Annotated in this window: 16 protein-coding genes and 1 pseudogene; 9 read left to right on the plus strand and 8 right to left on the minus strand. The window is 58.0% G+C overall.

The features are described from left to right. Positions 1 to 10: 10 nt before the first annotated feature. From H8S59_RS27380 to H8S59_RS19275, 3 genes and pseudogenes are all read right to left on the minus strand, one after another. A complete protein-coding gene (locus H8S59_RS27380; protein ID WP_425504589.1) occupies positions 11 to 919 on the minus strand; it encodes a methyl-accepting chemotaxis protein in 909 nt (302 codons plus the stop codon). A gap of 3 nt (positions 920 to 922) precedes the next feature. Continuing rightward, positions 923 to 2,029, minus strand: a pseudogene (locus tag H8S59_RS27385) (FIST signal transduction protein); the annotation flags it as partial. Between the two features lie 258 nt (positions 2,030 to 2,287). Further along, positions 2,288 to 3,418 carry a mechanosensitive ion channel family protein gene (locus tag H8S59_RS19275; protein ID WP_095101948.1) on the minus strand — a complete coding sequence of 377 codons (1,131 nt, stop codon included), beginning with the start codon at positions 3,416 to 3,418 and terminating at the stop codon, positions 2,288 to 2,290. A 558-nt stretch (positions 3,419 to 3,976) separates the two neighbouring features. Between H8S59_RS19275 and H8S59_RS19280 the strand changes: the two genes are divergently transcribed. The 5 genes from H8S59_RS19280 (at position 3,977) to codA (ending at position 10,411) form a co-directional block, all read left to right on the plus strand. Next, on the plus strand, positions 3,977 to 5,872 hold the full coding sequence (locus H8S59_RS19280; RefSeq protein ID WP_187522463.1) for a cytochrome c/FTR1 family iron permease: 1,896 nt from the start codon (positions 3,977 to 3,979) through the stop codon (positions 5,870 to 5,872). A 135-nt stretch (positions 5,873 to 6,007) separates the two neighbouring features. Continuing rightward, positions 6,008 to 6,457 carry a YaiI/YqxD family protein gene (locus H8S59_RS19285; protein ID WP_187522464.1) on the plus strand — a complete coding sequence of 150 codons (450 nt, stop codon included), beginning with the start codon at positions 6,008 to 6,010 and terminating at the stop codon, positions 6,455 to 6,457. Between the two features lie 236 nt (positions 6,458 to 6,693). Further along, the gene (gene codB, locus H8S59_RS19290) at positions 6,694 to 7,959 is read left to right on the plus strand and encodes a cytosine permease (protein WP_187522465.1); all 1,266 of its coding nucleotides are present in this window, start codon (positions 6,694 to 6,696) and stop codon (positions 7,957 to 7,959) included. After that, positions 7,956 to 9,173, plus strand: a complete 1,218-nt coding sequence (locus tag H8S59_RS19295; protein WP_187522466.1) for a PucR family transcriptional regulator — start codon at positions 7,956 to 7,958, stop codon at positions 9,171 to 9,173. The genes codB and H8S59_RS19295 overlap by 4 nt, the downstream gene beginning before the upstream one ends. Positions 9,174 to 9,175: 2 nt before the next feature. Further along, positions 9,176 to 10,411, plus strand: coding sequence for a cytosine deaminase (gene codA / locus H8S59_RS19300; protein WP_187522467.1), 1,236 nt, complete (start codon positions 9,176 to 9,178; stop codon positions 10,409 to 10,411). Positions 10,412 to 10,628: 217 nt separating this feature from the next. Here the strand turns inward: codA and elbB are convergent, their stop codons facing one another. After that, positions 10,629 to 11,291, minus strand: coding sequence for an isoprenoid biosynthesis glyoxalase ElbB (elbB, locus tag H8S59_RS19305; protein WP_187522468.1), 663 nt, complete (start codon positions 11,289 to 11,291; stop codon positions 10,629 to 10,631). A 273-nt stretch (positions 11,292 to 11,564) separates the two neighbouring features. Then, positions 11,565 to 12,245 (minus strand): DedA family protein, encoded by a 681-nt coding sequence (locus tag H8S59_RS19310; protein ID WP_246475462.1) that lies wholly within the window; start codon positions 12,243 to 12,245, stop codon positions 11,565 to 11,567. Between the two features lie 220 nt (positions 12,246 to 12,465). Here H8S59_RS19310 and hemB point away from each other — a divergent pair, with 220 nt between their 5' ends. Together hemB and ppk1 are read left to right on the plus strand one after the other, a co-directional pair. Then, positions 12,466 to 13,476, plus strand: a complete 1,011-nt coding sequence (gene hemB / locus H8S59_RS19315) for a porphobilinogen synthase (RefSeq protein ID WP_187522469.1) — start codon at positions 12,466 to 12,468, stop codon at positions 13,474 to 13,476. A 16-nt stretch (positions 13,477 to 13,492) separates the two neighbouring features. Beyond that, entirely contained in the window at positions 13,493 to 15,700 is a 2,208-nt protein-coding gene (gene ppk1 / locus H8S59_RS19320; RefSeq protein WP_095101964.1) for a polyphosphate kinase 1, read from the plus strand. Here ppk1 and ppx read toward each other — a convergent pair. From ppx to H8S59_RS19330, 3 genes are all read right to left on the minus strand, one after another. Next, positions 15,687 to 17,189: an exopolyphosphatase gene (gene ppx, locus H8S59_RS19325; RefSeq protein ID WP_095101966.1), complete on the minus strand. Its 1,503-nt coding sequence runs from the start codon at positions 17,187 to 17,189 to the stop codon at positions 15,687 to 15,689. The genes ppk1 and ppx overlap by 14 nt on opposite strands. A 2-nt stretch (positions 17,190 to 17,191) precedes the next feature. Beyond that, positions 17,192 to 17,317 (minus strand): hypothetical protein, encoded by a 126-nt coding sequence (locus H8S59_RS27090; RefSeq protein WP_281391336.1) that lies wholly within the window; start codon positions 17,315 to 17,317, stop codon positions 17,192 to 17,194. A 110-nt stretch (positions 17,318 to 17,427) separates the two neighbouring features. Next, the gene (locus H8S59_RS19330; protein WP_187522470.1) at positions 17,428 to 17,895 is read right to left on the minus strand and encodes an Lrp/AsnC family transcriptional regulator; all 468 of its coding nucleotides are present in this window, start codon (positions 17,893 to 17,895) and stop codon (positions 17,428 to 17,430) included. Between the two features lie 138 nt (positions 17,896 to 18,033). On the opposite strand from H8S59_RS19330, the gene H8S59_RS19335 reads away from it, so the two are divergent. Then, positions 18,034 to 18,381, plus strand: coding sequence for a hypothetical protein (locus H8S59_RS19335; RefSeq protein WP_095101969.1), 348 nt, complete (start codon positions 18,034 to 18,036; stop codon positions 18,379 to 18,381). Positions 18,382 to 18,488: 107 nt separating this feature from the next. After that, a complete protein-coding gene (gene tfpB, locus H8S59_RS19340) occupies positions 18,489 to 20,270 on the plus strand; it encodes a type IV pilus assembly ATPase TfpB (RefSeq protein ID WP_187522471.1) in 1,782 nt (593 codons plus the stop codon). The last annotated feature ends 70 nt before the right edge of the window (positions 20,271 to 20,340 follow it).

The following is a 20,340-nucleotide window of genomic DNA, read 5'->3' on the forward strand; positions in this document are numbered from 1 at the left end:
CGTGGCACCGCTACTGCGTCAGTCCCACCAATGTATCCGCCAGCTTGCGGGTACGCTGCGATGTTCCTGCGGTCATCTCGCTTGAGCCTTCCAGCTCGGCCAGTAAACCGTTCAGCGTTCCCACTTCTGAAGATTGCTGTTCGATGTGCTGCGCTACCTTGCGGATCTCATCGGCGAGCCGATCAATGTCGGTGCCTATCTCGCTGGCATTCTGCGACGTCTTTTGCGCCAGTTGACGAACTTCGTCGGCGACTACCGCAAAGCCTCGTCCCATTTCCCCAGCTCGTGCAGCCTCGATAGCCGCGTTGAGTGCCAGCAGATTGGTTTGCCCTGCGATTTGCTGAATCACCTGCACAATCGACTGAATCTTCAGGCTCGATTTAGCCAGTTCGCGCGAGCTAAGCACCACTTCGTCAGCTTGGCTCGTGAGGTTCTTGACCGTGTGACTGGCTCTGTCCATGGCCTTTTCCTGAGTGGAAATGGTCTGGCCCAGTTCGTCCATTGATACATGCAACTCGCCGGAGTAGTGCCGCAGCTGGGTCGAGATTTCCTCCTGGTCGTGATGCGCCTTGACCAGCACTTCACCCAGATCGCTCAAGCCGTTGAACACTGGCTGTATGTGTTCATCCAGGCCATTGGCATCAATCGCACTTTTGAAATTGCGAACCTTGAACTGGTCGATCTGCTTGACGACCACCTGGCTCAAGCCCGCAAGCTTCTTGATTTGTCGACGCAGGAAAAACGCCTTGAACTCGCCGTAGTAGGCAATGAAGTTATCAATGTAATCGTCGCGAAAGACCTGATTTTCCGCGACGCGGAAGAAGAACACGGCGGTCAGTGTCTGGTTGAGGTTCAAGCCGAGAATTTCCCCAAAGGTGGAGAAACCCACCACAGGGGTATCGCCAAACACACCATTCATGCGGCTCAATTCGTTGCCGTTGTTCAAGCGTCGCAGGATGCAGTCGCTGAGCAGGCCAACCAACGGCTTGCCTGATTTGCCCTGCAGAAAACGGTCAAAGTCCTTGCGCGTGGCATCCACCATGGAGGTACGCCTAACCATGACCAACTCCTCGCCTGGCGCAACGTCACAGAACAGGTGCACTCGCTCGTTTGTATAGTCGATTTGCGCGATTGAACGAACGAACAGCTCTTCGCCCACGCGTATGGCGAATGAATACTGGGCAAGTTGAGTTTCCAGTTGGCCCGGTTCGCACTTCAGGATTTCGCACAGCGCCGACACCATGCTGGTGATCTGTCCGCTGGAGGTCACCACCTGGCTGATGTAACGCTCTTCCAGCGAGGCCGTCAGTACGCTCATGCTGAACGGCGTCGGCTCAAAGTTCTGGCTTTTGAATACCCCGAAACGCACGTTTCTGGCGCTTTTGAGAAACACCACCTGGGCGTGATTCACATAACTGCGCTTGCCGTCATGAATGACCGTTTTCTTGAAGTCGCCTTTACCGCCTGCGGAACCGCCGACGAACAGACACGGAAAGCGGCCTGATTCATACAGCGCTTCCATGAAGAACGATTCAGAGGCTGATAGCCCGTCAAAGGTGACGTACGCGAGCGTGTCGCGGTGGTCGATAGGCGTATTGATCGTCGTGCGTTTGATTGAGTCCGTCAGCCGTGCAATACGCTCGCGCATCGACATGCGCTTGCCAGGCGAGCGGATGTCTTCGCTGTGCAGGGGGACGTGCACGATTTCGGCTGACTGAATAACACTCGAGTCAAACAACGCCAGCACTACGCGATCCCACTGATCACCGGTTGCGCAATACAGCGCGTCATTCTTTGAAGACAACTCGCCAGAGGTGGTGCACAAGCTGATGGCAGTGTTGGGAAAGCGCGCGCTGATGCTACGGGCAATTTGATCAATATCGATGTGCGGCGAAACGAATCCCGTCAGGTAAACAGGCTCGAAACTCACGGATGCAAGTTGCTCACTCAGGCTTCTGGCCGAAGTGATCAGGTTCAGAACACCGCCGGATCTGGCAGATGTGCCCCGGAGTCGAGAAAAAAAGCTCATGGCAGAACACTCAAGATTTAAAGGACAAAGTCTGGTCACGGGACATCGGCGCTGTATCGATTCAGCGTAGGGTTGTAATCATTGTTTTTTTGCATCGACACACGTGGATACGTCATCGGTCTGACTGCCGATTCCAGGCAGAAACAGACATGGCGTTTTGCCTTAACGTTCCCGAGGAAACGATAGCTTGCTTCGGGGGTTCTGCTGATTTACCCGACGAACCTCACCTGCTGGCAGACAAGGTTCGTGATGAAGGCTCTAGACCGGTGGTTGGCGGGGGATGTCGACCGGCGTCTCGTGCACATCGATCTCCGGTCGTACATTGCGCGACGAAATTTCCGTGCGCAGTTGTGGCAGGCTTTGCGGATATTGCTTGGCGATGAACGCAATCAAGCGTTCGCGCATGTGGCAGCGCGCATCCCAACTGCGTGACGAGTCGGCTGAACTCAACAGCACCCGCAGTTGCATGGCCTTGGCGTTAGTGTCGGCGACTTGCAGCACGCAAACACGGCCGTCCCACAAGTGCGGGATGTCTTCACAGATGCGCTGCACTTCCGCACGCAACTCTTCTACCGGCAGTGAGTAGTCCACCCAGACAAATACTGAACCGATCAGGCTTGAAGTGGCGCGGGTCCAGTTCTGGAACGGCTTTTCGATGAAGTACTGCAGCGGCACCACCATGCGCCGCTCATCCCAGATTTTGATGACCACGTAAGTGCCGCTGATTTCCTCCACACGACCCCATTCACCTTCGACAATCACCACGTCGTCGAGGCGAATCGGCTGAGAAATGGCGATTTGCAGACCTGCAATCAAATTACCCAGCACCGGCTTGGCCGCAAAACCTGCCGCCAGACCGGCCAGGCCTGCCGATGCCAGCAGGCTGGTGCCAATCTTGGCCACGGGTGGGAAGCTCATGAGAATCAGACCGGTGCCGAACAGCAACACCAGCGCATTCAAGCAACGCACCAGCACCCGAACCTGAGTCTGTATTCGCCGCGCATGAAGGTTGTCTTCGATATCCAGCGGATTACGGATCGCGACCGTGTCGCCCACGGCTTTGACGCACCGGAGCACCAACCAGGTAAAACCGGCGGTGACCAACAGCCCGTTGACGTGACGCACAGTGCCGATCAGCACCAGATCGTCAGGTGCCGAGGTCCAGACTGTTTGCAAGGCCAGTAACGGCAGCAACCATAAGGTTGGACTGGCGGCGCGGTAGACCAGTTGTTGTGGCAGCACGAATGAGTTGGCGACACGGCGCATAACACTGAGCGCAATCCAGCGGATCAGCAACGCCAGTAACACCGCAACGCACGCGGCGATCAGGGTCTTCAGCCAAGGCAGAGGCACTGCCTCCAGCCAGCTCTGGGGCAACAAGTATTCCATCGACGGTATCCCGATCAGATATGACTTTGAGCCGAGCGGACCCTCTCGGATTCGGCCCGTCGGCCTCGATGGCGATAGTTGCCTGAAAAGTGTGAACCCCGCAAAGGCGCAAATGTTCCCCGGCGGTCGAATGGCTCTAGTTCAGCTCCTGGGTTATAGCACCCGAGCTAGAGACGTCGTGGTGTGACAGACGACTTTTTGATCGGCAACAAAAAACCCGCCGAAGCGGGTTTTCTTCAAGACCATTCCAACATCCTGTCGGTAAGCCCTCCGGGCCATGGTCGATCATCCTTGATCCTGTGCGCGTCCTGCGCATCAGTCGTTGGATCCAATCTTACTCAGGAACCCGCAGGTGCAATAGGGCGAATTGCCTCATCTTCGTGTAAGCCTTTCGCTATAGATGCTAGTCGTTCTCATTAAGCCTGGGTTGAATGACTGCAATCTGAGGCGATATCGAGAGTTTGCGTAATATTTAGCAACAAACCTCCGGCTGAGCCTTGAGTCAGGGCGTAGCCACGTGAACAATGCGATACCTAATCATTACGCTGAGATCCACTGATGTCCATGCGTTCCCGTTTTCTGGCCTGGTTGATGCTGCCGTTGTTGGCGTTATGCAGTTCCAGCCTGTTGGCCGACACCGCCGATGGCGCAGCGCAAGCCCTGCATTTGCTTGATTACATTGGCGCGGACTACCCGTCGACGGTGGATGAAAGCAAGGTGGTGGCAGAAGACGAATACCAGAAGCAGGTAGAAGCACTGGGCGTTTTGCAGGGGCTGGTCGCAGCGCTGCCTGCGCGAGCAGAACGCGCCGAACTTGAAAAGGGCGTGTCCAGTCTCTCCGAAGCTGTGGCCAAAAAGCAGGATGGTGCTCTGATCACCCGTCAGGCTCGCCAATTGGGCGCGCGGTTGGCGGTGGCGTATGAAGTGAGTCAGGCACCGGTGATCACGCCGGACCCGACGCGGGGTGCGCCGCTGTACGCCCAGCATTGCTCGGTGTGCCATGGCGACGCTGGCGCGGGGGATGGCCCGGCCGGTATCGGTCTGGAGCCGCCGCCTTCGAATCTGCGCGACGCGGCCCGTCTGGATCGACTCAGCCTTTATGACCTTTATAACGCTGTAGGTCTGGGAATTTCCGGGACGGATATGCCGGCGTTCGCCGATCAACTGGATGACCGCCAGCGTTGGGATATCGCCACTTATATCGCGAGCTTCAGTGCGCAGCCGGTGGCAATACCCTTCAAAACTTACAACCTCGCGGACCTGGCGCGGCAAACCCCGCTGGAAGTCAGCGCCGCCGAGGGTGAACAGGCTGTTGCGACATTCCGCGCTCAACGTGCCCAGCCTCCTCAGGTCCAGCGCGGCCCTGCGCAGTTGCTCGATTACACCAGCCAGACGCTGGATAAAAGCCTGGCGGCGTATCGTGCGGGCGATCATGAGCAGGCTTACGACTTGTCCGTCGCGGCCTACCTGGAAGGCTTTGAGCTGGTTGAAAGTTCGCTGGATAACGTCGACGCCAATGTTCGCAAAGACACCGAAAAGGCGTTGATGGCTTACCGTCAGTCCTTGCAGGACGGTTTGCCGCTGGACAAGGCCGCACAGAAACTGGATTTCGCCAAAGCCAAACTCAAGGAGTCGGCAGGCCTGCTGGGCAGTGATGGATTGAGCACTTCGCTGAGCTACATTTCCGGCCTGCTGATTCTGCTGCGTGAAGGCCTTGAGGCCATTCTGGTACTGGCGGCGATCCTCGCGTTCCTGCGTAACACGGGGCAGGAGTCAGCGGTCCGTAGCGTGAACATCGGCTGGGCGCTGGCATTGTTGGCGGGGCTTGGGACCTGGGCGCTGGCAGCGTACGTGATCGACGTCAGCGGCGCGCAACGGGAATTGCTTGAGGGCGCGACGGCGTTGTTTGCCAGTGTGATGGTCTTGTGGCTGGGTGTCTGGATGCACGACCGTCGCCATGCGGCAGCCTGGCAGGACTACATCAAGAGCAGCCTGGTGGGCGGCGGTGGTCGATTCGGCTTTGCGATCCTGGCGTTCTTCTCGGTTTATCGCGAGTTGTTCGAAGTCATTCTGTTTTACGAAACCCTTTGGCTACAGGCTGGCCCGGCTGGGCACAACGCTGTTTTGGCGGGTGGCGCCACGGCATTGGTGTTGCTGATCGGTTTGGCTTGGATCATCCTGCGCGGCTCGGCCAAACTACCGCTGACGTTATTCTTCGGCATCAACGCAGCACTGTTGTGTGCATTGTCGGTGGTGTTCGCCGGGCATGGCGTAAAAGCCCTTCAGGAAGCCGGTGTTTTCGGTACCCGCCCTGTGCCGTTCTTCGAGTTCGACTGGCTGGGGATTCATGCCGACGCATACTCCCTGAGTGCGCAGTTGATAGCCTTGCTGGCGATTGCAGTGCTGTATGGTCGCAGCTGGTTGGCGGAGAAGCGCAGGGCGCAGACCATGTAAGTTGCGAATTCCCGGTAGGAGCGAACTTGTTCGCGAGTCGTTGGCACAGACGATAGATAGCGTCTACCAGCCGAGGCGCTTCGCGAACAAGTTCGCTCCTACCCAGACTGTGAGTCACTAGAAAGGACACCTCCCATGCGCGTCTGGATCGATGCCGACGCTTGCCCCAAGGCAGCAAAAGAGCAGGTCATCAAGTTCGCGCTCAAGCGTCAATTCGAGGTGGTGCTGGTTGCCGGACAGAGTCAGATCAAGCCCACGTACACCCTGGTCAAACTGATCGTGGTGCCCAGCGGCCCTGATGCTGCGGACGACTATCTGGTTGAGCATGCCGTACCCGGCGAGTTGGTGATTTGCAGCGATGTGCCGCTCGCTGATCGTCTGGTCAAGAAGGGCGTCGCTGCGCTGGATCCCCGTGGCAAAGAGTTCGACACACAAAACATGGGCGACCGGCTCGCCGTGCGCAACCTGTTCACCGACCTGCGCGACCAAGGGCAGATGGGCGGCGGTCAGCCGCCTTATGGCGATCGCGAAAAACAGGCTTTCGCCAATTCCCTGGACCGTATTCTTGCGCGGCTTACTCGCTAAGCATCCCGCTAGGCGTCGCAGCCTAAAACGGTGCGTTCGCGCCTCAGAATGAATCACTCTGCACAGTCTGATCCTGCATCGTCAGCTTAAAGTGTGCAGAGTGAACATCGCTCGATATTGCCTCTGCCCACTTTTCTCCACTTCGCAACGTTGTCCGGAAACGGCCTGGTTATTGCTCTTGCACCAGCCTGCCGTTGAGTCCGAACCCCAACCTTGTCGATGTGGAGAAAAACGATATGAGTTCACCCAGCGAATTTCCCTTGAGCGAAGCCCCGCGTGAAGGACGCAAGGGGCTGCTGTCGATTTCCATGGTGTTGTTCAGTTTCACTTTCTTCACCGGCACCATGTTTGCGGGCGGCAAGCTGGGCATGGCGTTCAACTTCACCGACATGCTGTGGATCGCCGCCATCGGCAACAGCCTGTTGGCAATTTATGCCGCAGCGCTGGCCTTCATCGCCTCGCGCAGCGGTCTGAACACTGTATTGATGGGGCGCTTCTGTTTTGGCGAAGCGGGCAGCCGGCTGTCCGATGTGCTGCTCGGTTTCGCCGAGCTGGGCTGGTACGCGTGGGGCACCGCGACGGTGGCCATCGTGTTGGTGAAAATGCTCGGTCTGGCCGAAGGCTTCACCTCGCCATTGATGATCTTGTTCGGTCTGGGCTTCAGCATCACGGCAATCATCGGCTACAAAGGGCTGGACGTACTGTCGCGTGTGTCGGTGCCGCTCATGTTCGTGCTGCTGGTCATCTCCATGTACATCGCCACCCGTGATATTGGCGGCTTCCAGGGCTTGGCGGCAGTCATCCCTCACGAGACCATGACGCTTTCAGCCGCCATCACCATGGTCTTCGGGACGTTCGCCAGTGGCGCAACTCAGGCCACCAACTGGACACGTCTGTCACGCAGCGGACGCGTGGCCGTGACCGCCAGCGTCGTTGCCTTTCTGTTGGGCAACGGTTTGATGGTCGTCGCTGGCGCGTGGTGTGCGATGGTTTATCAGCAGGCCGATATCGTGGAAGTGATGATGCTTCAGGGCCTGTCGTTCGCCGCAGTGGTCATGCTTTGTCTGAACCTGTGGACCATTCAGGGGCCGACCATCTACAACGTTTCGGCGGCGGCTTGCCACATGTTGCGCAGCGAGCGGCGTCGGACCATGACGTTGATTGCTGCGGCGCTCGGTATCGTGCTGGCCATCGGTGGCATGTACGAAATGCTGATTCCTTTTCTGGTACTGCTGGGTTCGATCATCCCGCCGATTGGCGGCGTAATCATGGCGGACTTCTGGTACCGCCATCACGGCAAATACCCGGCGTTGGCCAGCGTTACGCTGCCACGCTACAACCTGCTCGGTCTGTCGGCTTATGCCGTTGGTGCGGCATTGGCGTACTTCTCGCCCTGGATTGCGCCGTTGGTGGGCATTGCTGCTTCGGCCATCTGCTACATCGTGCTGCTTGAAGTGACCGGCAAGCGCGGCATGGTCGCTGGTGTACAGGAGGAGCTTTGAGCCTGACCGTTGAAGAAATTCTCCAGCTCCCGGGGCTTGAGGAAATGGTCGTGCGTGCAGGTTCAGCCAACCTGCATCGCAGCGTGCGCTGGTCGTACGTTGCCGAGAACGAAGGTATTGCCGACTGGATCATGGGCGGCGAGCTGGTTTTCATTACCGGCATCAATTGCCTGCGCGATGAGGCCAATCTCCTGCGCATGGTGCAGGAGGGCGATGCCAGCGGCATTGCCGGGCTGGTGATTCTGACCGGGGATGCCTACATCCAGCAGATCCCTGAGTCCGTGATCATGCTGGCGGAGCAATGCGGTTTGCCGCTGATCGAGCAACCGTATCTATTGAAGATGGTCATCGTTACCCACCTGATTGGCACGGCGTTGGTGCAAATGGCGCAGACCAAGCGTTCGCGCCACGACATCCTCGGGCAGTTGCTCAGCGGTGATTACCCAAGCCTGAGCATCGCCCGACAAAGGGCCGCGCATTTGCGCCTGCCGCTGGAGGTGCCCCGGCGTCTGGTTGCGCTGCGCCTGTCGGCGGTGAGCGTGTTGTTCGACAGCCATGCCCCGGAGGCTGCGGAGCGGTTGCTGCAACAAACCCGGCAGGCAGTGCTCGACCATCTCGACGCCTGGAATCGCGCTTTGCCGGACGCTTTGCCGGTCATCGTCCAAGGCGACTTGTTCATTTTGCTGTTGCCCAGGCTTGAAGCGATTCGCAGTGAGCTGGAGCGGCTGTATCGCGAGCTCGCGTCGGTGCTGGGCGGCATGGCGTTGTTCATGGGGCTGGCCAATCCAGTCGAAGACTGCGGGCAATACCGTCAGGCGCTGAATGAGGCTCGCCAGGCGCTGGATGTTGCCGAACACTTGCGACCCGCCAGCGGCCTTTGCGATTTCAGCGAACTGGGTGTGTTACGGCTGCTGCAGGCGGTTACTGATCGCTCGATCATCGACAGCTTCGTCAAACAGATCCTTGGTCCGCTGATCGAGACCAACCGCAAGCAGCCCCACAGCCTGATCGAAACACTGGACGCCTTGCTCCAGGAAAACGGCAACGGACTCAAGGCCGCCCAGCGCCTTGGCATCCATCGCAACACCCTCAACCAACGTATTCAGCGTATCGAGCAGCTCAGCGGGCAAGCCCTCGAGGACGCTAATTTTCGAATGAACGCTTCGGTTGCGCTGCTGGTATGGCGCATGTCCGAGGCTCAGCGACAGGAATAGTCATGAACATCATCAATGCCACGTTGCGTAAAACCCACGGGCTGCACACCATCACCTGGGAAAACGGCTGCATCACAGCCATCACCGCTCAGGCAGAAAGCGTGCTGCCTGCGTCAAATGACATCGACGCCTGCGGCCAGTTAGTCATTGCGCCATTGGTGGAGCCGCACATCCACCTCGATGCAACGCTGACTGCCGGTGAGCCTGAGTGGAACATGAGCGGGACCCTGTTCGAAGGCATCGAGCGTTGGGCTCAACGTAAGGAAACCATTACTCACGAAGACACCAAGCAACGCGCCCACACCACCATCCGCATGTTGGCCGAGCATGGCATCCAGCATGTTCGAACCCATATCGATATCACCGACCCGACATTGGGCGCGCTCAAGGCAATGCTTGAAGTGCGTGAAGAAGCCCGCCATCTGATTGATCTGCAGATCGTTGCCTTTCCTCAGGAGGGCATCGAATCCTACGAAAGTGGGCGTGAATTAATGACCCGTGCCGTGGAAATGGGAGCCGATGTGGTGGGCGGTATCCCGCATTTCGAAAACACCCGCGAGCAGGGCGTCAGCTCGATCAAGTTCCTCATGGACCTGGCTGAGCGAACCGGTTGTCTGGTGGACGTGCATTGCGACGAAACCGATGACCCCAACTCACGCTTTCTCGAAGTGCTGGCTGAAGAAGCACGGGTACGTGGCATGGGCAGCCGGGTAACGGCCAGCCACACCACGGCGATGGGCTCTTATGACAATGCGTACTGCTCGAAGCTGTTCCGGCTACTGAAAAGGTCGGGCATCAACTTCGTTTCCTGCCCGACCGAGAGTATTCACCTGCAAGGTCGTTTCGACACGTACCCCAAGCGCCGCGGCCTGACCCGCGTCGCAGAGCTGGACCGTGCCGGGATGAACGTGTGCTTTGGTCAGGATTCGATCAAGGACCCGTGGTATCCACTGGGCAATGGCAACATCCTGCGCATACTGGATGCCGGTTTGCACATCTGCCACATGATGGGCTTCGAGGATTTGGCACGCAGTCTGGATCTGGTTACTGACAACAGCGCCAGAACTCTTAATCTGGGCGAGGGTTATGGCATCGCAGTGGGCCGTCCGGCGAACCTGGTCATCCTTGATGCCGAGAGTGACTACGAAGCAGTGCGCCGTCAGGCCAAGGCGCGAGTGTCGATCAGAGGCGGGAAAGTGCTGATGACGCGTGTGCCGGAGCGAGTGGAGTTTAGTTAAGGGGCACGTAAATCGCCCTGCCGGAGCGCGAACGCTGAATGAACTGATGACGTGGGACCGGCTTTAGCCGGGAAGAGGCCGGGACAGACGCTGAATCTTTCTCAGCAGAAATACCGCTTTCCCGGCTAAAGCCGGTCCCACGTCAGCTTGCGCCTAAACACAGAGTCTCCTACAGGATCGTGTCCCGAAATGGGTCCTTGAGCGGTCGGGCTTTTACTCACTCCTCGTGCGTCAACTCCAGCACCCGGTCCACCAGCTTGTTGATCCCGGCGGCCGCCTCGCCGATGGTTTTAGCAACCATATAGGCAGGCGTACTGACCAGTTTGCGGGCTTTGTCTTCTACGATGTCGGTCACTTCGCACTCTTGGTGTTCACCCTTCATCAGCGTGATGGCCTGTGCGGTTTCAGCATCGTTGCCGATGGTGCAGGTCACGCCCGGTCCGTAGATTTTCGCCGCCAGCGCAGGACTGATGCAGATCAGCCCGACCGGCTTGCCCGCTTCAGCGAATGCTTCGGCCAATGCCAGGACCTCAGCCTGTACCTTGCAGTCAGCGCCGGCGGTGGCAAAGTCAGAAAGGTTCTTGGCAGCGCCGAACCCGCCAGGGATGATCAGTGCATCGAACTCTGTGACGTCTGCTTCGCGGATGTCCTCGATGGCACCGCGGGCGATACGCGCCGACTCCACCAGCACATTGCGAGTCTCCGGCATCTCTTCGCCGGTCAGGTGGTTGACCACATGGTGCTGCGTGATGTTGGGCGCAAAGCATTGCACCGCTGCGCCGCGTTGATCAAGGCGCAGCAGCGTCAGCACGCTTTCATGAATTTCTGCGCCGTCATAGACACCACAGCCGGACAAAATCACGGCGACTTTCTTTTGCATGATCATTCTCCCTATCGAGCGCAGCGGTCCGCTCAAGACTTTTACCTGATCTTGGGACAAGCGTCTTGGGCGGGGATTCAATCCAATGCACTGCGTCCTGAAACTGCGCAGAAAACGATTTACTTGTAGGAGCTGCCGAAGGCTGCGATGGCGGTGTGTCAGGCTGAATGCTTTCGCAGCCTTCGGCAGCTCCTGCAGAAAAGCATTCCAATGAGGCGTTAGGAGGGGACTTACAGACGAGCGCAATGCCGGGGCATTGCGCTCGTGGTGGACTTAGCGGTCGCCGTGTTTCTTGCTTTCGGCGGGCACTTCAACGGTGACTTCAGCCGGCACGTGGTTCACGACACCAGCGTCGTCTTCTGCGGCTGCTGCCATGGAAGCAGCTGCGGCTTCTTCTCTGGCAATACGCGCGTTCTTGAAGCGACGACGCAGCCAAAGGGCCAACCCGAGCACCAGCAATGTGCCAAGTACCCACAGCTCATACTTCTTGATATTGCCCAGCATGCCTTCGAGCACTGCGCCGAAATGATAAGCCGCATACCCGAGCGCCGTGGCCCAGACAGCCGCGCCGATACCGTTAAGGATCAGGTAACGCAGTGGCGGGTAGCCCGACAGGCCGATGGCCACTGGCATGACGGTACGCAGCCCGTAAACAAAACGAAAGCTCAATACCCAGAGGTCCGGGTGCCTGCGTATATGCGCCAGCGCCTTGTCGCCCATGAGCTGCCATCGCGGTTTGCGCGCCAGTATTTTGCGGCCGTGCCTGCGCCCCATGTAGTACCAGAGCTGGTCGCCTGCATAGCTTCCGAAGAACGCCACGACCACGACCAGTTTGATGTCCATGTATTCACGGAACGCCAGAAATCCAGCGAGAACCAGAATGGTCTCGCCTTCAAAGAAGGTGCCTATGAAGAGGGCGAAGTAGCCAAATTCGTGCAAGAAATTCTGGAGCATTGTCTGGATGCTGGCGAAATGAACGCGCAGCCTAACTCGGCCAAGGCATTCAGGAAAGTGTGGAAATGTGTCTCGACGTTAATCTTTCCTACAAGGACAATGGCAAACACCTCAACTGCGGCCCCGAGTCGCATGCTGGCCCACGACTGTCACACATTAGTCATAATGGCCGCTTATAACTGTCACGCTTGCCCGTGTACGCGGGCTCAGGAGTCTCGCCGTGAGCTTTACCCCCGCCAATCGCCTCTTTCCTCTAACCCGCCTGCGTCGCAATCGTCGCGATGATTTCTCTCGTCGTCTGGTCCGTGAAAACGTTTTGACTGTCGATGACCTGATTCTTCCCGTATTTGTACTCGATGGTGAAAACCGTCGTGAAGAAGTGGCTTCGATGCCTGGCGTGGAGCGCCTGAGTATCGATCTGCTGCTGGAAGAGGCGCAGAAGTGGGTCGCACTGGGCATTCCAGCGCTGGCGTTGTTCCCTGTGACACCGGTCGAGAAGAAAACCCTAGATGGCGCCGAAGCCTGGAATCCGGACGGTATTGCCCAGCGCGCCACCCGCGCGCTGCGTGACCGCTTCCCGGAGCTGGGCGTCATCACTGACGTGGCACTGGATCCGTTCACGACCCACGGTCAGGACGGGATTCTCGACGAAGAAGGCTACGTGCAGAACGACATCACTGTCGACGCGCTGGTCAAGCAAGCGTTGTCCCATGCCGATGCCGGTGCGCAGGTTGTGGCGCCTTCCGACATGATGGACGGTCGAATTCAGGCCATTCGCGAAGCACTGGAACTGGCCGGGCACGTCAACGTGCGGATCATGGCTTACTCTGCCAAGTATGCCAGCGCCTATTACGGGCCATTCCGCGATGCGGTCGGCTCAGCATTGAATCTGGGCAAGGCCAACAAGGCGTCTTACCAAATGGACCCGGCCAACAGCGATGAAGCGCTGCACGAAGTGGCCGCGGATCTGGCTGAAGGCGCGGACATGGTCATGGTCAAACCGGGCATGCCTTATCTGGACATCCTTTATCGGGTCAAGGATGAGTTCAAAGTGCCGACATTTGTTTATCAGGTCAGCGGCGAGTACGCGATGCACATGGCCGCCATCCAGAATGGCTGGCTGAGTGAAGGCGTTATTCTTGAATCGCTCACCGCTTTCAAACGCGCAGGGGCTGACGGCATCCTCACTTATTTCGCCGTCCGCGCTGCAGAATTGTTAAAAGGGCAATAGCCGTACAGGAACATTCATGAATACCGAAGGACTCACCGAAGCTGCTGTTGAAGTCAACGATCAGGAAGTTCTGACTGTGGTCGAGCCAAGCATTGAGGTTTTACCCGCAATCGTCGAGACGCCACCGGTTCCGGCCCTTGTCGTGCCGAATCTGGATGACAGCAGTCTGTACATCCATCGTGAACTGTCGCAGCTCAAGTTCAACATTCGCGTGTTGGAACAGGCACTGGATGAGTCCTATCCGCTGCTGGAGCGGCTCAAGTTTCTGCTGATCTTTTCCAGCAACCTCGATGAGTTCTTCGAAATTCGTGTCGCCGGTCTGAAGAAACAGATCACTTTCGCCCGCGAACAAGCTGGCGCCGATGGTCTGCAACCGCATCAGGCCCTGGCCCGCATCAGTGAGCTGGTGCACGGCCACGTTGATCGCCAATACGCGATCCTCAATGACATCCTGCTGCCTGAGCTTGAAAAGCATCAGGTACGCTTCATCCGTCGTCGTCACTGGACGGCCAAGCTCAAGGCGTGGGTTCGTCGTTATTTCCGTGACGAAATCGCGCCGATCATCACGCCCATCGGCCTGGACCCAACCCACCCGTTCCCGCTGCTGGTCAACAAGAGCCTGAACTTCATCGTCGAACTGGAAGGCATCGATGCTTTCGGTCGTGACTCCGGTCTGGCGATCATTCCGGCTCCGCGCCTGTTGCCGCGTGTGATCAAGGTGCCGGAAGACGTCGGCGGCGCTGGGGATAACTTCGTATTCCTGTCATCGATGATCCACGCTCACGCGGACGATCTGTTCCAGGGCATGAAGGTCAAAGGCTGTTACCAGTTCCGTCTGACCCGTAACGCCGACCTGGCGCTGGACTCCGAAGATGTGGAAGACCTTGCCCGTGCGCTGCGTGGCGAGTTGTTCTCCCGTCGTTATGGTGATGCGGTCCGTCTGGAAGTGGCCGATACCTGTCCAAAGCACCTGTCGGATTACTTGCTCAAGCAGTTCAACCTGTCCGAGTCCGAGTTGTATCAGGTCAACGGCCCGGTCAACCTGACGCGTCTGTTCAGCATTACCGGTCTGGACAGCCATCCGGAACTGCAATACCAGCCGTTTACCCCGGCCATTCCAAAGCTGCTGCAAAACAGCGAGAACATTTTCAACGTGATCGGCAAGCAGGACATTCTGCTGCTGCATCCTTACGAATCCTTCACGCCGGTGGTCGATCTGCTGCGTCAGGCCGCCAAAGACCCGCACGTCCTGGCTGTCCGCCAGACCCTGTATCGCAGCGGTGCCAACTCGGAAATCGTTGATGCATTGGTAGACGCGGCCCGCAACGGTAAAGAGGTCACTGCGGTGATCGAGTTGCGCGCGCGATTTGACGAAGAGTCCAACCTGCAACTGGCCAGCCGTCTACAAGCTGCCGGTGCGGTAGTGATCTACGGCGTTGTCGGCTTCAAGACCCACGCCAAAATGATGCTGATCCTGCGTCGCGAAGCGGGGGAAATTGTTCGCTATGCGCATTTGGGCACCGGTAACTACCACGCGGGCAACGCCCGTCTGTACACCGACTACAGCCTGCTGACCTCCGACGACGCGTTGTGCGAAGACGTTGGCAAAATGTTCAGTCAGTTGATCGGTATGGGTAAAACCCTGCGCATGAAGAAACTGCTGCATGCGCCGTTCACGCTGAAGAAGGGCATGCTCGACATGATTGCCCGGGAAACCCAGTTCGCCGTGGACGGCAAGCCGGCGCACATCATTGCCAAGTTCAACTCGCTGACCGATCCGAAGATCATCCGCGCGTTGTACAAGGCCAGTCAGTCTGGCGTGCGCATTGATCTGGTGGTGCGTGGTATGTGCTGTCTGCGGCCAGGTATTCCGGGCGTGTCCCACAACATCCATGTGCGCTCGATCATTGGTCGCTTCCTGGAGCACACCCGGGTGTTCTACTTCCTCAATGGCGGCGACGAGCAGATGTATCTGTCGAGCGCCGACTGGATGGAGCGCAACCTCGACAAGCGCGTCGAGACTTGCTTCCCGGTAGAGGGCAGGAAGCTAATTCTGCGCGTGAAGAAAGAGCTCGAGCTTTATCTGACCGACAACACCCACAGCTGGCTCCTGCAGCCGGATGGCACCTACGTGCGAAGCACCCCGACTGGCAATCAGAATGCCCGCAACGTTCAGGCGACCCTGCTGGAGCGCCTGAGCAACCCGGTCCTCAGCGTACGCTGAGGACGATACCGACCCGGGTCAGCCACTCCGCTTCCAGCGCGAAGTCGGCCTGGGTCAGTTGGTTGTTTTCCAGCCAGCCTTCCGGGAATACCACATCAAGATTGTTGCCGCTGGCGGTGAGCTCCGGCTGGGGCATTTCCTGTACGCCACGAATGTGGTGAAACAGGATCGCGAAGCGCAACAGCACGCATAGACGAATCAGTTTTTCGCCCTCTGCGCCGAAGTCGGCAAACTTGTCCTTGGGAATATTACGGCGGTGGCCGCGCACCAGCAGTGCAAGCATTTGCTGATCTTCCCGTGAGAATCCCGACAGGTCGGAATGCTCGATCAGGTAAGCGCCATGCTTGTGGTAGTGATAGTGGGCGATGTCGAGGCCGACTTCATGGACCTTGGCTGCCCAACTGAGCAGTTCCCGGTAACTGTCATCTTCCAGACCCCAGGCATGAGCGACCTGCTCAAGGGCGTGCAGAGCCTTTCGTTCCACACGGGCGGCTTGTTCAAGGTCAACATGGTAACGCTCCATCAGCGAGCTTAGCGTGCGCTCACGGACGTCTTCATGGTGATGACGGCCCATCAGGTCGTACAGCACACCTTCACGCAGTGCGCCTTCGCAGTGATCCATGCGCTGCAGTTCCAGTGCGTCGAAGATCGCTTCGAGGATCGCCAGGCCTGCCGGGAAGATCGAGCGGCGATCAGGCTTGATGCCGTCGAAATCGATCTTCTCCACATCACCCAGTTTGAACAGCTTGCGCTTGAGCCATGCGAGGCCGTCGGCATTCACTTCACCTGAGCCCTGACCGTTGGCCTTGAGCGCCAGGCCGATCGCACGAATGGTGCCCGACGAACCGATCGCCTCATCCCATTTCAGGCGATGCAGGGCGTGTTCGATGCTCATGATTTCCAGGCGCGCAGCGGTGTAGGCCTGTGCATAGCGTGCCGGGGTAATCTTGCCGTCCTTGAAATAGCGCTGGGTGAAACTCACGCAACCCATCTGCAGGCTTTCACGCAGCAGCGGTTCAAAGCGCTGACCGATAATGAATTCGGTACTGCCACCGCCGATATCCGCCACCAGGCGTTTGCCGGGGGTGTCAGCCAGGGTATGGGACACCCCGAGATAAATCAGGCGGGCTTCTTCACGGCCTGAAATCACTTCCACCGGATGGCCGAGAATTTCCTCGGCGCGAACGATGAATTCATTACGGTTACGTGCTTCGCGCAGGGCGTTGGTACCCACGATGCGGACCGCACCCAACGGCAGACCGTTGATCAGTTGAGCAAAACGCTTGAGGCAGTCGAGCCCGCGCTGCATGGATTCTTCGTTGAGTTGTCGCTCTTCGTTGATGCCAGCCGCCAGTTGAACCTTCTCTCCAAGGCGCTCCAGGATGCGGATATCCCCGGAGTTGGCTTGAGCTACCACCATGTGGAAGCTGTTCGAGCCCAGGTCAATGGCAGCGATCAGGGAAAGATTCTTGGCTTTGGATTGCGGCATGATCAGAAAATCTCGGTCGATAACCGCGCCATCGTGCCACGATCCATGGCTGCCGCCAACGCGAAGCTTTCAAGCTGGCGCTTGGCCTTCAATATCCATAACCCGGATCGATTAGTTGGTAGCGGCATTGTTGAATCAAAACCCGCCTTGTAGGAGCTGCCGAAGGCTGCGAAGCGGTGTGGCAGGGAAAATGCTTTCGCAGCCTTCGGCAGCTCCTACTAAAAGGGGCGTGCAAGTTTTAAGTGACCGGCAAGCTGGTCGTCGATTTGATCTCCGACAGGGCAACCGTCGAATTCACTTCCTGAATGCCCGGCACCAGCGAAAGTTTTTCAAAGAAGAACCGCTCGTACGCCTCAATGTCTGGCGTCACGATGCGCAGCAGGAAATCCACCGAGCCCATCAGCACATAGCACTCCAGCACTTCGGGGAAGCCGCGAATGGCTTCGGTGAACTCGGTGAAGTTCGAGCGTCCGTGAGCATTGAGCTTCACCTCGGCAAAGATCTGCGTATTGAGGCCGATCTTTTTGCGGTCCAGTAGCGATACCTGACGACGAATGACCCCTTCATCCTTGAGCCGCTGAATCCTGCGCCAGCAAGGCGACTGGGATAATCCCACCTGCTCGGCGATTTGCGCGCTGGATAACGACGCGTCCTCCTGAAGCAGCGCAAGAATCTTGCGATCATAAGCATCCAGCTCAATGTGCATAACTATTTCTCTCTATGAAGCTATGGCGCATTAACAAGTCGTAACAAGACTAAATCAATCAATGATGGACCAGATATTTCTTTTTTGGCATGCAAGAATTTCTTCCAGTCATTAACCCTCTACAGCGCAGAGGTCAGCATGCCCACTCTTGAAGCCGTTACTTCACTGTCGCACCGCCCGGATACCTGGGCGGCGGATAACGCTCATTGCTGCGCCCGCTATCAGATTCTGATCGAGGCCGAGGCCGATTCACTGTGCCGAGTGCTGAACCTGTTTGCGATGCAGTACCTGATTCCTCATCAGGTCAACGTTCTGCAACAGGACGACGTATTGGGTATCGACGTTGAGATCGCCAATCTGACCTGGCACCGGGCGCAAGTCATTGCGGAGAAAATGCGCAGCCTGATCAATGTCTGCTCGGTGGAGTTGGAACAACTGGCCCAGCCGCACGTCTCAAACTCAACGGTTTCCCTCGCCGTCGGTTAGGCCTGGCAGAAAAAAAACGTAACTCATGTATACGCATATGCCGAAATAACTGACACGCTGAGGGCTACGCTTGGTTCGTTCGAGCCGAAATGTCCAAAGGAATCCGCATGTCAGTTCACGCCTCATCACAGGATCGTTGGCTGGATCTGAATGATCTGCTGCGCGATCTGGTCGCCGAAGGGTTTATCGATCAGAACAGTGCCGAAAACGCGCTGACCCACCGGCGCAGTGCCGCGAACCTGCAACTGCATCCGCTTGAGTTCATCGCCACGCAACAGCTCGACGATCTCAAACGACCAGGGCGCAAGCTGGATCTCGAAACCCTTACCGCCTGGCTTGCCGCGCAAAGCGGGCAGCCCTATTTGCGCATCGACCCGCTGAAGATCAAGGTCGCCTCGGTCACGCCATTGATGTCTTATGCCTTTGCCCAACGCCACAAGATTCTGGCGGTGGAGGTAGATCGCGACTCAGTGACCATCGCCAGCGCGCAGCCCTATGTGCACGGCTGGGAAGCTGATCTGACTCATGTGCTGAAACTGCCGATACGACGTGTGGTAGCCAATCCGGTTGATATTCAGCGTTTGGCGGTGGAGTTCTATCGGTTGGCCAAGTCGGTCAGCGGTGCTGCCGCTACGGATCAGAAAATCAGCGGCATGGGCAATTTCGAACAGTTGCTCAAGCTCGGTGCCAGCGATCAGGAGCCCGATGCGAACGACGCGCACATCGTCAACATTGTCGACTGGTTGTTCCAGTATGCGTTTCAGCAGCGGGCCAGTGATATTCATATCGAGCCGCGTCGGGAGCAGGGCACGGTGCGTTTTCGCATCGACGGCGTGCTGCACAACGTCTATCAATTTCCCGCGCAAGTGACCATGGCCATCGTCAGCCGCCTGAAAAGCCTTGGGCGCATGAACGTTGCCGAAAAGCGCAAGCCGCAGGACGGCCGGGTCAAGACCAGTACCCCTGATGGTGGCGAGGTTGAGCTGCGGCTTTCAACACTGCCGACGGCGTTCGGGGAAAAAATGGTCATGCGGATCTTCGATCCGGATGTACTGCTGAAAAACTTCGACCAGCTCGGGTTTTCCAGCGACGACCTGCGCCGCTGGGAAGGCATGACCCGTCAGCCCAACGGCATCATCCTGGTCACCGGGCCTACGGGTTCCGGCAAGACCACGACGCTTTACACCACGCTCAAGATGCTCGCGACGTCCGAAGTCAACCTGTGCACCATCGAAGACCCTATCGAGATGGTCGAGCCCGCGTTCAACCAGATGCAGGTCCAGCACAACATCGACCTGTCGTTCGCCAGCGGTGTGCGTGCACTAATGCGGCAAGACCCGGACATCATCATGATCGGCGAGATTCGTGACCTCGAGACTGCGGAAATGGCGATCCAGGCCGCGCTTACCGGTCACCTTGTGCTCTCGACACTGCATACCAACGACGCGCCAAGTGCTATCAGCCGGATGCTCGAACTTGGCGTGCCGCATTACCTGCTCAAAGCGACCATTCTCGGGGTCATGGCGCAGCGACTGGTGCGAACGTTGTGTCCGCACTGCAAGGCGCCCGTGCAACTGGATGAGGGCGACTGGCAGAGCCTGACCCGACCGTGGCAAGCGCCTGTGCCAGCCGGAGCGCATCGTGCGGTCGGTTGTGTCGAGTGTCGCGATACCGGCTACCGCGGCCGCGCCGGGGTATACGAGATCATGCTGATGTCCGAGGGCGTGCAAGGTTTGATCAGCGCCGACCTTGACCTCACCGCGATGCGTCGCCAGGCGTTCAAAGAGGGCATGCGCAGCTTGCGCTTGTCCGGCGCACAGAAAGTCTCGGCGGGGCTGACTACACTTGAGGAAGTGCTACGCGTGACGCCGCAGAGCGAGCAACGCTGAGGTTGGCTGGAATGCGCTTCCATTGGGCGGATCTCCGACGTGGGACCGGCTTTAGCCGGGAAAGCGACCG

Source organism: Pseudomonas folii (assembly GCF_014357575.1).
Taxonomy (GTDB): domain Bacteria; phylum Pseudomonadota; class Gammaproteobacteria; order Pseudomonadales; family Pseudomonadaceae; genus Aquipseudomonas; species Aquipseudomonas folii.